This window comes from Paracoccus zeaxanthinifaciens ATCC 21588, from assembly GCF_000420145.1.
Lineage (GTDB): Bacteria > Pseudomonadota > Alphaproteobacteria > Rhodobacterales > Rhodobacteraceae > Paracoccus > Paracoccus zeaxanthinifaciens.
Map to the genome: position 1 here is coordinate 138,391 of NZ_ATUJ01000004.1, position 13,552 is coordinate 151,942.

Sequence of the window (13,552 nt, forward strand, 5' to 3'; positions counted from 1 at the left end):
GAAAGGCCCCTGCATGTCCCTGCCCCGATCGCCCGCCTTCGATGCGCTGAACCGCGCCGCCGATGAACGCATCCTGATCCTCGACGGGGCGATGGGCACGCAGATCCAGGATCTGCACCTCTCCGAGGAGGATTATACCGGCCACGGGTCGGGCCATGTCTGCAGGCACCATTCCGAACATCCGCAGAAGGGCAACAACGACCTTCTGATCCTGACCCAGCCCGACGCGGTCGAGGACATCCATTACCGCTATGCCATCGCGGGCGCCGATATCGTCGAGACGAACACCTTTTCCTCCACCACCATCGCGCAGGCCGATTACGGGCTGGAGAACGCGATCGAGGATCTGAACGTCGAAGGCGCGCGCGTCGTGCGCCGCGCCCTGGACCGCGCCACCGCGCAGGATGGCAAGCCCCGCTTCGTCGCGGGCGCGCTTGGGCCGACGAACCGCACCGCGTCGATCAGCCCGGACGTGAACGATCCCGGCTTTCGCGCGATCACCTTCGACCAGCTGCGCATCGCCTATCTTCAGCAGGCGCGCGGGCTGATCAAGGGCGGGTCCGACATCCTGCTGATCGAGACGATCTTCGACACGCTGAACGCCAAGGCCGCGATCTTCGCCTGCCAGCAGGCGATGGAGGAGCATGGCCAGGCGATCCCGCTGATGATCTCGGGGACGATCACCGACGCCTCGGGGCGCACGCTGTCGGGGCAGACCCCCACGGCGTTCTGGTATTCCGTCCGCCACGCGAACCCCTGGACGGTGGGCCTGAACTGCGCACTTGGCGCTGCCGCCATGCGCCCCCACCTGGCCGAGATGGCGGGCGTCGCGGATACCCGCATCTGCGCCTATCCCAACGCCGGGCTGCCCAACGCCTTCGGCCAATACGACGAAGGCCCCGACGACACCGCCCGCCAGGTCGCCGAATTCGCGGCCGAGGGGCTGGTGAACGTCGTCGGCGGCTGCTGCGGCACCACCCCCGACCATATCCGCGCCATCGCCGACGCGGTCGCCGCCCACAGCCCGCGAAAGGTGCTTGCCCATGTCTGATCGCCTGCTTCGCCTCTCGGGCCTTGAACCCTTCACGCTGACCTCGGACATTCCGTTCGTGAATGTCGGCGAACGCACCAACGTCACCGGCAGCGCGCGCTTCCGCAAGCTGATCAAGAACCGCGACTATGCCGCGGCGCTGGATGTCGCCCGCGACCAGGTGGAAAACGGCGCGCAGATCATCGACATCAACATGGACGAGGGGCTGATCGACAGCCGCGCCGCCATGGTCGAATTCCTGAACCTGCTGGCCGCCGAGCCCGACATCGCCCGCGTGCCGATCATGATCGACAGCTCCAAATGGGAGGTGATCGAGGCGGGCCTGCAATGCGTGCAGGGCAAACCGGTCGTGAACTCGATCAGCATGAAGGAAGGGGTCGAGCAGTTCCGCCAGCAGGCGAAGCTGTGCCTTGCCTATGGCGCCGCCGTCGTCGTCATGGCCTTCGACGAACAGGGCCAGGCCGACACCGCCGCCCGCAAGATCGAGATCTGCAAGCGCGCCTATGACATCCTCGTGGACGAGGTGGGCTTCCCCCCCGAGGACATCATCTTCGATCCCAACATCTTTGCCGTCGCCACGGGCATCGAGGAACACGACAATTACGGCGTCGATTTCATCGAGGCCACGCGCTGGATCCGCACGAACCTGCCGCATGCGCATGTCTCGGGGGGCGTGTCGAACCTGTCCTTCAGCTTCCGCGGGAACGAACCCGTGCGCGAGGCGATGCACGCGGTGTTCCTCTATCACGCCATCCAGGCCGGGATGGACATGGGCATCGTCAATGCGGGTCAGTTGGCCGTCTATGACCAGATCGACCCCGAACTGCGCGAGGCCTGCGAGGATGTGGTCCTGAACCGCCGCCCCGACGGGACCGAGCGCCTGCTGGAGATCGCCGAGAAGTTCCGCGGCGACGGGGGCGGCCAGAAGCGCGAGAAGGACCTGTCCTGGCGCGAATGGCCCATCGAGAAGCGCCTGGAACACGCGCTGGTCAACGGCATCACCGAATATATCGAGGCCGACACCGAAAAGGCCCGCCAGGCCGCCGAACGCCCGCTGCACGTCATCGAAGGCCCGCTGATGGCCGGGATGAACGTGGTCGGTGATCTGTTCGGCGCGGGCAAGATGTTCCTGCCGCAGGTGGTGAAATCGGCCCGCGTCATGAAACAGGCCGTCGCCGTCCTTCTGCCCTACATGGAGGAGGAGAAGCGCCAGGGCGGTAGCACCGAGCGCGAAAGCGCGGGCAAGGTGCTGATGGCCACGGTCAAGGGCGACGTGCACGACATCGGCAAGAACATCGTGGGCGTCGTGCTGGCCTGTAACAATTTCGAGGTCATCGACCTTGGCGTCATGGTCCCCCCGCAGAAGATCCTGCAGGTCGCCCGCGAGGAGAAGGTCGACATCATCGGCCTGTCCGGGCTGATCACGCCCTCCCTGGACGAGATGGTCCATGTTGCCGCCGAGATGGAGCGCGAGGGCTTCGACATTCCGCTGCTGATCGGCGGCGCGACCACCTCGAAGATCCACACGGCGGTCAAGATCGCGCCCCGCTATGATCGCGGGCCCGCGGTCTATGTCACCGATGCCAGCCGCGCGGTGGGCGTGGCCTCGGCGCTGCTGTCGCCCACGCAGAAGGACGGCTATGTCGCGGATCTGCGGGCGGAATACGCGCAGGTGGCCGACCGCCACGAACGGTCCGAGGCCGCGAAAAGCCGCCTGCCCCTGGCATCGGCGCGCGCGAACGCCATCGCGCTGGACTGGTCCGCCTACGACCCCGTCGCGCCCAGCTTCACCGGCACCCGCGTCATCGACGATTGGGACCTGGCCGAGATCGCGCGCTATATCGACTGGACGCCGTTCTTCCAGACATGGGAACTGAAGGGCGTCTATCCCCGCATCCTGGAAGACGAGAAGCAGGGCGAGGCCGCCCGCCAGCTGTTCGCCGAGGCGCAGGAGATGCTGGCCCGCATCATCGAGGGCCAGTGGTTCAAGCCCCGCGCCGTCGTAGGCTTCTGGCCCGCGAATGCCGTGGGCGACGATATCCGCCTGTTCACGGATGCCGACCGCAGCGAAACGCTGGCGACGCTGCACACGCTGCGCCAGCAGGTGACCAAGCGCAACGGTCGCCCGAATGTCGCGCTGTCGGATTTCGTGGCCCCCGAGGGGATCGCGGACCATGTGGGCGGCTTCGTCGTGACCGCCGGCCCCGAGGAATCCGAGATCGCGGCCCGCTATGAACGCGCGAACGACGATTACGGCGCGATCATGGTCAAGGCGCTGGCCGACCGCTTTGCCGAGGCCATGGCCGAGATGCTGCACGAACGCACGCGGCGCGACTACTGGGGCTATGCCAAGGACGAGACCTTCTCTCCGCAGGAGCTGATCGGCGAGCCTTATGCCGGCATCCGGCCCGCGCCCGGCTATCCGGCGCAGCCCGACCATACGGAAAAGGACACGCTGTTCCGCCTTCTGGACGCGACTGCCGCCACGGGGGTCGAGCTGACGGAAAGCATGGCGATGTGGCCGGGATCCTCGGTCTCGGGGATCTACCTGGCGCATCCCGACGCCTATTACTTCGGCGTGGCCAAGATCGAAGAGGATCAGGCCCGCGATTATGCCGAACGCAAGGGCATGACCCTGGCCGAGGTCGAACGCTGGCTGGCGCCCGTGCTGAACTATGTCCCGGCCAAGGCGGACGCCGCGAAAACCGACGCCGCCTGACGAAAAAGGCCCGCGCATCGCTGCGCGGGCCTTCTTGTTTCAGGCGTCAGGCGCCCGGATCCTCGCGCAGCATCTGCCGTCCAAGGATGTGGTCGGCGGCCTTCTCGCCCGTCATGATCGACGGGCCGTTCAGATTGCCGTTGGTGATCCGCGGGAAGATCGAGCTGTCGGCCACGCGCAGCCCCTCGACCCCGATCACGCGCAGTTCCGGATCGACCACCGCCATCGGATCGTCCACCGCGCCCACGCGGGCGGTCCCGCAGGGGTGATAGGCCGATTCCGCGTGCTCGCGGATGAAATCGTCGATCTCGGCATCGGTCTGCGCGTGGTCACCGGGCTGGATCTCCTCGCCGCGATACTCGGCGAAGGCGGGCTGATCGAAGATCCTGCGCGTATGCCGGACGGCGGCGCGGAACTCGTCCCAGTCATCCTCGTGCGACATGTAGTTGAAGCGGATCTCGGGGGCCGCGTTCGGATCGGCGCTTTTCAGGCGCACGGTGCCGCGCGACTTGGACCGCATCGGACCGACATGCGCCTGGAACCCGTGCCCCTGCGCGGCGGCCTTGCCGTCGTAACGGACGGCCAGCGGCAGGAAGTGGTACTGGATGTCGGGATAGGGCACATCCTCGGTCGAGCGGATGAAGCCGCAGCTCTCGAACTGGTTCGACGCGCCGAGGCCCGTCTTCTGCAGCAGCCACTCGATCCCCACCCGGCTTTTGCCCAGCAGGTTGTAATAGGTGTACAGCGTGACCGGCTTCAGCGACTTGTACTGCATGTAGACCTCGAGATGGTCCTGCAGGTTCGCGCCGACGCCCGGACGATCCGACAGCGTCTGGATGCCGTGTTCGGCCAGGTGGTCGGCAGGGCCGATCCCCGACAGCATCAGCAGCTTGGGCGTGTTGATCGAGCTGGCCGAGACGATCACCTCGCGCGAGGCGAGGACGGCCTTGACCTGGCCCTTCTGCTCGATCTCGACGCCGACGGCGCGCTTGCCCTCGAACAGGACGCGGCGCGCAAGGCCGCGCACGACCGTCAGCTTGCCCGACTTCTTGGCCGGACGCAGATAGGCATTGGCCGTGGACCAGCGGCGACCCTTCCAGATCGTCGCCTCCATCGGGCCGAAGCCTTCCTGTTGTTCGCCGTTGTAATCGTCGGTCCGGGGCCAGCCCGCCTGTTCGCCCGCCTCGATGAAGGTGTTGAACAGCGGGTTCTTGCGCTTGCCGCGCGACACGTGCAGCGGGCCGCTGTCACCGCGCCATTCCGAGGTCTGCGCCCCGGTCGGATCGCCGTGCCACGTCTCCATCCGCTTGAAATAGGGCAGCACGCCGGCATAGTCCCAGCCCTCGGCTCCGCTTTCCTGCCAGTGCTCGTAATCCATGCGGTTGCCGCGCACGAAGACCATCCCGTTGATCGAGGACGATCCCCCCAGCACCTTGCCACGCGGGGTCGCAAGACGGCGGTTCCCCAGACCCGGCTCGGGTTCCGAGCTGAAGCCCCAGTCGTAGCGCTCCATGTTCATCGGATAGGACAGCGCGCCCGGCATCTGGATGAAGGGGCCGATATCGCTGCCGCCGAACTCGATCAGGGTGACGGTGCGACCCGCCTCGGTCAGGCGATAGGCCAGCGCGCAGCCTGCGCTGCCGGCCCCGATGATGACGTAATCGGCGGTCGCCGCCGCCTTGGGCAGATCAGTAGGGTGCATCGACGCCTCCCATCCCGACATAGACCGATTTCAGCTGCGAATAATGCTCGATCGCGGCGGCCGAGTTCTCGCGGCCCACGCCCGACATCTTGACGCCGCCGAAGGGCATCTGCACGGGCGTCAGGTTGTAGGTGTTGATCCAGCAGGTCCCGGCCTGAAGGTTGCCGATGACGCGATGCGCGCGCGTCAGGTCCTGCGTGAAGACCCCCGCGGCCAGGCCGAAGCCCGTGTCGTTGGCACGGCGCACGACCTCTTCCTCGTCGAAGAAGGACAGCGTGGTCATCACCGGGCCGAAGATCTCGTCGCGGGCGATCTCCATGTCGTCGGTCGCATCGGCAAAGACGGTGGGCGGGATGAACGCGCCCTCGCCCGTGCCGCCGCAGACCATGCGCGCGCCGGCAGCCTCGGCCCCCTCGATCATGGCGCGGATCTTGGCGGTCTGGGCCGCATTGATCATCGGGCCGTGATTGGTGTCGGGGTCCAGCGGATCGCCCATGCGGATGTTGCGCACGCGTTCGACCAGGCGGTCGAGGAAGCGCTGCTTGATGCCTTCCTGCAGGAAGACGCGCGTCCCGTTCGAGCAGATCTGACCCGAGCTGTAGAAGTTCGCCAGGATCGCCGCGCTGACGGCATCTTCGAGGTTGGCGTCGTCGAAGACGATCAGGGGCGACTTGCCGCCCAGTTCCATCGTGACATGGCGCATCCCCTCGGCCGCGGCGGTATAGACCTTGCGCCCCGTGGGCACCGAACCGGTCAGCGACACCTTGGCGACATCGGGATTGGTGACCAGCGACGCGCCGACCTGGCCGCGGCCTTGCACGACGTTGTAGACACCGGCGGGAACGCCCGCCTCGATGAAGATCTCGGCCAGCTTCAGCGCGCCCAGCGGCGTTTCCTCGGAGGGCTTGTAGACCATGGAATTGCCCATCGCCAGCGCGGGCGCGGCCTTCCAGCAGGCGATCTGGCTGGGATAGTTCCAGGCACCGATGCCCGCGCAGACGCCCAGCGGCTCTCGGCGGGTATAGGCCCAGTCCTGCCCAAGCGGGATCATCTGCCCCGTCACAGTGGCGGCAAGACCGGCGTAATACTCCAGCGCCTCGGCGCCCGAGGGCCAGTCGGCGACCAGCGTTTCCTGGATGGGCTTGCCGGTATCCAGCGTTTCAAGGCGCGCAAGCTCTTCGTTGCGCTCCTCGATGATGCGGACGGCGCGCGACAGGATGCGACCGCGTTCGACCGGGGCCATCGCGGCCCATTCGACCTGCGCGCGGCGTGCGGATGCGCAGGCGCGTTCCACCTGCTCGGGCGATGCCTCGCGCAGGGTGGCGATGGTTTCGCCGGTAAAGGGATAGAGGACGGCCAGCTCGGGGCCTTCGCCCTCGACATATTCGCCGTCGATGAAAAGGCTGGCCTTGGGTTGTGCGGAAAGACTCATTTGAGGGTTTCCTCGAGATAGGACATGACGATGTTCATGGAGGCATCCGCGTCGGTCGGTCCCGGTGTCAGGACCGCGCGCAGGTAGACCCCGTCGATCAGCGCACCGAGCGTCTCGGCGGTGCGTTCAGGGTGATCGGTCAGGCCCCGCAGGGCGACGATCAGGTTCGAGCGCAGGCGACTGCGATAGATTTCCAGCAAACGGGCCGCGTCCTTGTTGACGAAGGACAGGGCATAGAAATTTAGCCAAGCGCTGACCGTTTCCCGCTGGAAGTTCTGGGGCGCAAAGCTGGCCTGCACGATGGCGTTGACGCGACCGCGCGGCCCGTGGCCGGGCAGCACCTCGCGCACGGACTGGCCATAGACGCGCAGGATATAGCGCATCGCCGACAGGAAGATCTGCTCCTTCGACCCGAAATAGTGATGCGCCAGGGCAGGCGACATGCCCGCCCTCTTCGCGATCTGCGCCACGGTCACGTCGAGCGAGCCCGCACGACCGACTTCGTAGATGGCAGCATTGATCAGCGCTGCTTTTCGGATAGGCTCTGCGCCAAGTTTCGGCATTCCTGCACCACAAATCTTAAGATTTTCGTTGCTTTGCCGGGACAACATAGCGTTAATTGACTGACCAATCAAGAACAGGGAGCCAAAAATGACCCTTTCGCGAATTGCACTGGCCGCCGCACTGGGTGCCGCAGCCACATTCCCCGCCGCCGCAGCCGAACCCGATCAGTGCCATACGGTGGTCTTCTCGGATGTGGGCTGGTCGGACATCACGGCCACCACCGCGCTGACCTCGACCGTGCTGCAGGCACTGGGATACGAGACCGAAACCCGCCTGCTGTCGGTGCCCGTCACCTATACGGCGCTGTCCACCGACGACGTGGACGTGTTCCTGGGCAACTGGATGCCCACGATGGAGGCCGACATCGCCCCCTATCGCGACGAGGACACGGTGGACACGGTCCGCACGAACCTGACCGGCGCGAAATACACGCTGGCCACCAACAAGGCCGGTGCCGATCTGGGCATCGCCGATTTCGCCGACATCGCGGCGCAGAAGGACGCGCTGGACGGCAAGATCTACGGGATCGAGCCGGGCAATGACGGCAACCGCCTGCTGCTGGAGATGGTCGCGGGCGACCAGTTCGGCCTTGGGACCTTCGAGATCGTCGAATCCAGCGAACAGGGCATGCTGGCGCAGGTCGGCCGGGCCAAGAACTCGGGCGATCCGATCGTCTTCCTGGGCTGGGAGCCCCACCCGATGAACGCCCAGTTCGAGCTGACCTACCTGACCGGCGGCGACGACATCTTCGGCCCCGACCTGGGCGGTGCCGAGGTGCGCACCAACACGCGCGCGGGCTATGTCGAGGAATGCCCCAATGTCGGCAAGCTGCTGTCGAACCTCGAATTCACGCTGGCGATGGAAAACGAGGTGATGGGCAAGATCCTGAACGACGGCCAGGACCCGATGGAGGCCGCGGCCGAATGGCTGGCCGCCAATCCCGATGCCGCGACCCCGTGGCTGGTCGACGTGACCACCGTGGACGGCAACGATCCGAAGGCGGCGCTGGACGCCGCGCTGGAAGGCTGACACATCCGGACCGGGCGCGGCACCCGTCGCGCCCGGCAACCCGTTCCCGACAGGCAGAGGCGCGAAGATGGAGCAGCTCACCCAGTGGGTCACCGACAACAAGATCCCGGTCGGCAAGACCGCCAAGGCCGTGTTCGACTGGCTGAACGCCAATGCCGCGCCGCTGTTCAACGCGATCTCGGACGCGATGGACGCGCTGATCGACGGCGTTCTGGGCGCGCTCGAGGCGCCGCATCCCTTCCTGTTCATCCTGATCGCGATGGCACTGACCTATGCGCTGCAACGGCGGATCTCGGTCTGCCTGCTGATGGGCGCGGGCCTCTTGTTCGTCCTCAACCAGGGATACTGGGAGGAAACGCTGCAATCGCTGACGCTGGTCCTGTCGGCCTGCATCGTCTGCATGGCGATCGGCGTCCCCGTCGGGATCGCTGCGGCCCACCGGCCCCGGCTCTATGCGTGGATGCGGCCGGTGCTGGACCTGATGCAGACGCTGCCGACCTTCGTCTACCTGATCCCGGCCATCGTCTTCTTCGGCATCGGCATGGTGCCGGGGCTGCTGGCCACGGTCATCTTCGTTCTGCCAGCCCCGATCCGGCTGACGCAGCTGGGCATATCCTCGACCCCCGCCGCCCTGACCGAGGCCGCGCGCGCCTTCGGCGCGACGCCCCGCCAGCTGCTGTGGAAGGTCGAACTGCCAAGCGCCCTGCCCCAGATCATGGCGGGCCTGAACCAGACCATCATGCTGTCGCTGTCCATGGTCGTGATTGCCGCGCTTGTCGGCGCATCGGGGCTTGGGGTGCCGGTCGTGCGCGCCCTGAACAGCGTGAACACCGCGCTTGGCTTCGAATCGGGTTTCGTCATCGTCGTCGTCGCCATCCTGCTTGACCGGATGCTGCGCATGGAGGGCCGGAAATGAGCGCCACGGAACGCACCGCCGTCGAATTCGACCGCGTCTCGATCGTCTTCGGCGACCGCCCCGCGTCGGCCCTGCCCCTGATGGACGAGGGGCTCGAACGCGGCCCCATCAAGGACGAGACCGGCCAGGTCCTGGGCGTCCACGACTGTTCGCTGTCCGTGGCCGAGGGCGAGATCCTCGTGCTGATGGGCCTGTCGGGATCGGGCAAGTCCACGCTTCTGCGGGCGGTGAACGCGCTCAACGACGTCTGCCGCGGCGAGGTCCGCATCCGGCAGGGCGACAGCATGGTCAGCGTGACCGGCGCCGGCGCCAAGAGCCTGCGAGAGATCCGCCTGCGCAACGTCGCGATGGTCTTCCAGCAGTTCGGCCTGCTGCCCTGGCGCAGCGTGCGCGACAATGTCGGCCTGGGGCTGGAGCTGGCGGGCCTGCGCGCCTCCGAACGGCGAGAGCGGGTCGATCAGCACTTGGCCACCGTCGGGCTGGCGGAATGGGCGGACCGCAAGGTCGGCGAATTGTCGGGCGGCATGCAGCAGCGCGTCGGCCTTGCCCGCGCCTTCGCGACCGAGGCCCCGATCCTGCTGATGGACGAACCCTTCAGCGCGCTGGATCCGCTGATCCGCGCGCGCCTCCAGGACGAGCTGCTGGAGCTGCAGGCCAGGACCCGGCGCACCATCATCTTCGTCAGCCACGACCTGGACGAGGCGTTCAAGCTGGGCAACCGCATCGCCCTGATGGAGGGTGGGCGCATCGTCCAGATCGGCACCGCCCGCGACATCATCGCCAATCCGGCCAACGAATACGTGGCGGATTTCGTGGCGCACATGAACCCGCTTGGCGTGCTGACCGCCGAGGATGTCGCCGAACCCGGCGAGGCTGCGGGCGAGCCCGTCCCCCGCGACATGCCGGTCCGCGACGTGATGGACCGCCTGACGGGCGACACCGCCGTTCCCGTGCAGGGCGGCGGGCGCATCACCCGGGCCGCGGTGCTGGCCCGCCTGATCGACCCGCGGGGCTGACGATCAGCTGTATTGCAGGTCGCGGTGATACCGGATCAGCAGCGCCAGGCCCAGGGCGATCAGGATCAGCGCCACGCCGAACAGATAGGCGTGGCTGACATAATCGCCGCTGTAGGACGCGAAGAACGACCGCCGCATCTGCCCGATCACATGGATCAGGGGGTTGTACCACAGCCAGTCCTGATAGGGCTGCGGCACGTCGTCGAAGATGAAGAACAGCCCCGACACGATGAACAGCGGGCGGGTCACGATGGACCAGACCGACTGCCACCAGATGAAGGCCTGGAACAGGAAGCAGTTCATCACACCCACCCCCGTCGCGAAGACGATGGCCATCAGCATGCCAAGGGCGATCCCGCCGATCTGCGGATGGGTCCGCGTCTCCATCATCATGCTGATGCCCACGAAGATCACGATAGCGACCATCATGTGCGTGATCGTGTTGAACAGGATCCGCGCGATCAGGGCGTCCATGAAGGTCACCGCCGGATAGGCCAGCAGCGGCTTAGAGTAGGTGATCGCGTTCGACACCTTCCCCGAGATGTCCATGTAGGCCATGAACGGCACCATGCCCGTCGCATAGAAGATCGCGAAATTCGTCCCGATCGGCGGCGCCCGGAACCCGAGCGAGAAGATCATCGTCAGCATCACGATCCCGCCCACCGGCTCGAGGATCGCCCAGAGATAGCTGCCGCGCCCGCGCCCGTTGCTGGTCTGCATCTCTCGCAGGACCAGGGCACCGATGGCGCGCAGGCTGGCATAGCTGCGATGCTTGCGCACCTCCTTCAGCTGCCGCTGCCCCTGGGGCCGCGTCTGACGGGGGAATGCCGGCTTGGAGAAAGGTCGGGTGTCGGACATGCCGCGCCTTCTTGCGTTCACGATCCCGCCGTCTGATCGGCACTGGAACTGTCGACCGTGCTTATGTATGACGATGCTGACAAATGCAACAAGACAGGCGGGGCGAGCGCATGTCCGCTGATGACCAAACACCGGCCCAAGGCACCGGGCCCGATGCAAGCGGCCCGCAGAACGGAGGCTCGCAGGCCAATGAACCGGAACGCAGCGCCAAGCCTGCACAGGTCGAGAACCAGAACCGCTTCCAAGGAGCGCAAGGCCACCGTGCGCAAGTCAAGTGGCGCGGGCCGATGCAGGCCAGGGGCTCGAATGCCGGCGCCCAGATGCACCGCATGAAGGCCGCGAAATCCGACGCGGCGACCAATGCCGCCCAGAAGCAGCGCATCGCGCAGGCCCGCGCCAAGATGCAGGGCGCGCCGGTCGCGCCGACCGCCTCGGTCGCGCGGGTCAAGCGCCGCCATCGCGGCATGGTCGCGGCCTTTGCGCTGGTGGTCGGGCTGCCCACGATCATCGCGGGCGCCTATCTGAACCTGCGGGCGGCGGACCAGTACGCCTCCTATGTGGGCTTCTCGGTCCGGTCCGAAAGCGCGGGAAGCTCGACCGACGTGCTGGGCGGTCTCAGCTCGCTCGTGGGGGTCACCTCCAGCTCGACCAGCGACACCGACATCCTCTACAAGTTCATCCAGAGCCGCGACCTGGTGGAACGCGTCGACCGCCGCATGGACCTGCGCGAAATCTGGTCGAAGGCCCCCGGGGATCCCGTCTTCTCGTTCACCGGCAACGACTCGATCGAGGATCTGGTCGGGGAATGGGAACGCAAGGTCCGCATCCAGTACGATGACGGGATGATCGACCTGCGCGTCCTTGCCTTCGATCCGCAGGACGCCCAGGACATCACGCAGGCGATCCTGGACGAGGGTACCGTCCTCATCAACGAGCTGAACGACATCAGCCGCGAGGATGCCCTGCGCTATGCCCGAGACGAGCTGGAGCGCGCGCAGGAGCGCCTGCGAGAGGCACGCCAGGCCGTGACCGAGTTCCGCAACCAGTACCAGATCGTCGACCCCGAGGCCGACGTGCAGGGCCAGGTCGGCGTCGTCACCTCGCTGCAGACGCAGCTTGCCGAACAGCTCGTGTCGCTCGGGCTGCTGCGGGCCAATGCCCAGCCCGACGATCCGCGCATCTCGCAGACGGAACTGCGCGTCGATGTCATCCGGGAGCAGATCGACAACGAACGCCAGAAGGTCGGCACCAATACCGAGGATGTCGCCCTGTCCGAGGTCGTCGGCCAGTACGAGACGCTGGCCGTCGATCGGCAATTCGCGGAAACGAGCTATACCACGGCGCTGGCCTCGTTCGAGGCCGCCCGCGCCGAGGCCGTGCGCCAGTCGCGCTATCTTGCGCCCTATATCCGCCCGACGCTGGCGCAGGAACCCGAGTTCCCGCAGCGCGGTCAGCTTCTGGCGATGATCTTCGGCTTCCTGACGCTGATCTGGATCATCGGCTGCCTCGCCTTCTACAGCCTGCGCGACCGGCGATGATCCGGCTTCAAAACCTGACCAAGACCTATACGCTGAACGGTCGCAGCAAGGTGGTGGCCGACAACATCACCGCGACCTTCCCCACCGGGGTCTCGGTCGCGCTGCTGGGGCGGAACGGCGCGGGGAAATCCTCGCTTCTGCGGATGATCTCGGGGGCGATGCTGCCGACCTCGGGGCAGATCCTGTCGACCGGCACGATCAGCTGGCCGGTTGGCTTTGCCGGATCGTTCAGCGGAGAGCTGACGGGCGAGCAGAACTGCCGCTTCGTCGCCCGCCTCTATGGCATCGATACCGAGGAACTGCTGGCCTTCGTCGAGGATTTCGCCGAACTGGGCGACCATTTCCGTCTGCCCCTGCGCAGCTATTCCTCGGGGATGAAGTCGCGGCTGGCCTTCGGGCTGTCGATGGCCGTGCCCTTCGACACCTACCTGGTGGACGAGGTGTCGGCCGTGGGCGACGCGTCCTTCAAGGCCAAGTCGAACCACGTCTTCAACCACCGCATGGACCGCGCGGGCGCCATCGTGGTGTCGCATTCGATGGGGATGCTGCGCGCCGTCTGCAAGGCGGGCGCCGTGCTCGAGGCAGGCAAGCTGTTCTATTTCGACGATATCGACGACGCGATCGCGATGCACATGGAGAACATGGAACAATCGCGTTCGCAGATGTAACGATTGCATGTCACCCCATACCAAAGGGGTGGATCAATTTCGACATCGCGCCTAGTCTC

The 13,552-nt window shown here is 66.3% G+C and carries 11 protein-coding genes; 7 read left to right on the forward strand and 4 right to left on the reverse strand.

Annotated elements, in window-relative coordinates:
• Positions 1-13: 13 nt before the first annotated feature.
• Together F804_RS0105550 and metH are read left to right on the forward strand one after the other, a co-directional pair.
• The gene (locus F804_RS0105550) at positions 14-1,051 is read left to right on the forward strand and encodes a homocysteine S-methyltransferase family protein (protein ID WP_028725653.1); all 1,038 of its coding nucleotides are present in this window, start codon (positions 14-16) and stop codon (positions 1,049-1,051) included.
• A complete protein-coding gene (gene metH, locus F804_RS0105555) occupies positions 1,044-3,770 on the forward strand; it encodes a methionine synthase (RefSeq protein WP_028725654.1) in 2,727 nt (908 codons plus the stop codon). The genes F804_RS0105550 and metH overlap by 8 nt, the downstream gene beginning before the upstream one ends.
• 46 nt (positions 3,771-3,816) lie before the next feature.
• Here metH and betA read toward each other — a convergent pair whose 3' ends face one another.
• Genes betA through betI form a run of 3 tightly spaced genes read right to left on the reverse strand, consistent with a single transcriptional unit; the run spans position 3,817 to position 7,467 of the window.
• A complete protein-coding gene (gene betA / locus F804_RS0105560; protein ID WP_022706762.1) occupies positions 3,817-5,472 on the reverse strand; it encodes a choline dehydrogenase in 1,656 nt (551 codons plus the stop codon).
• Entirely contained in the window at positions 5,459-6,904 is a 1,446-nt protein-coding gene (gene betB, locus F804_RS0105565; RefSeq protein WP_022706763.1) for a betaine-aldehyde dehydrogenase, read from the reverse strand. Before betB ends, betA begins: the two co-directional genes overlap by 14 nt.
• A complete protein-coding gene (gene betI / locus F804_RS0105570; protein ID WP_022706764.1) occupies positions 6,901-7,467 on the reverse strand; it encodes a transcriptional regulator BetI in 567 nt (188 codons plus the stop codon). The genes betB and betI overlap by 4 nt, the downstream gene beginning before the upstream one ends.
• Before the next feature lie 88 nt (positions 7,468-7,555).
• Here betI and choX point away from each other — a divergent pair, with 88 nt between their 5' ends.
• The 3 genes from choX (at position 7,556) to choV (ending at position 10,429) form a co-directional block, all read left to right on the forward strand.
• A complete protein-coding gene (choX, locus tag F804_RS0105575) occupies positions 7,556-8,497 on the forward strand; it encodes a choline ABC transporter substrate-binding protein (RefSeq protein ID WP_022706765.1) in 942 nt (313 codons plus the stop codon).
• Positions 8,498-8,564: 67 nt separating this feature from the next.
• Complete coding sequence (gene choW / locus F804_RS0105580) at positions 8,565-9,413, forward strand: choline ABC transporter permease subunit (protein ID WP_022706766.1); 849 nt, start codon at positions 8,565-8,567, stop codon at positions 9,411-9,413.
• Positions 9,410-10,429 (forward strand): choline ABC transporter ATP-binding protein, encoded by a 1,020-nt coding sequence (gene choV, locus F804_RS0105585; RefSeq protein WP_022706767.1) that lies wholly within the window; start codon positions 9,410-9,412, stop codon positions 10,427-10,429. The genes choW and choV overlap by 4 nt, the downstream gene beginning before the upstream one ends.
• A gap of 3 nt (positions 10,430-10,432) precedes the next feature.
• Here choV and F804_RS0105590 read toward each other — a convergent pair whose 3' ends face one another.
• Entirely contained in the window at positions 10,433-11,287 is an 855-nt protein-coding gene (locus F804_RS0105590) for an ABC transporter permease (RefSeq protein ID WP_022706768.1), read from the reverse strand.
• Between the two features lie 287 nt (positions 11,288-11,574).
• Here F804_RS0105590 and F804_RS0105595 point away from each other — a divergent pair, with 287 nt between their 5' ends.
• Positions 11,575-12,825 (forward strand): KpsE/RkpR family capsule polysaccharide export protein, encoded by a 1,251-nt coding sequence (locus F804_RS0105595; RefSeq protein ID WP_022706769.1) that lies wholly within the window; start codon positions 11,575-11,577, stop codon positions 12,823-12,825.
• On the forward strand, positions 12,822-13,493 hold the full coding sequence (locus F804_RS0105600) for an ABC transporter ATP-binding protein (RefSeq protein ID WP_022706770.1): 672 nt from the start codon (positions 12,822-12,824) through the stop codon (positions 13,491-13,493). Before F804_RS0105595 ends, F804_RS0105600 begins: the two co-directional genes overlap by 4 nt.
• The last annotated feature ends 59 nt before the right edge of the window (positions 13,494-13,552 follow it).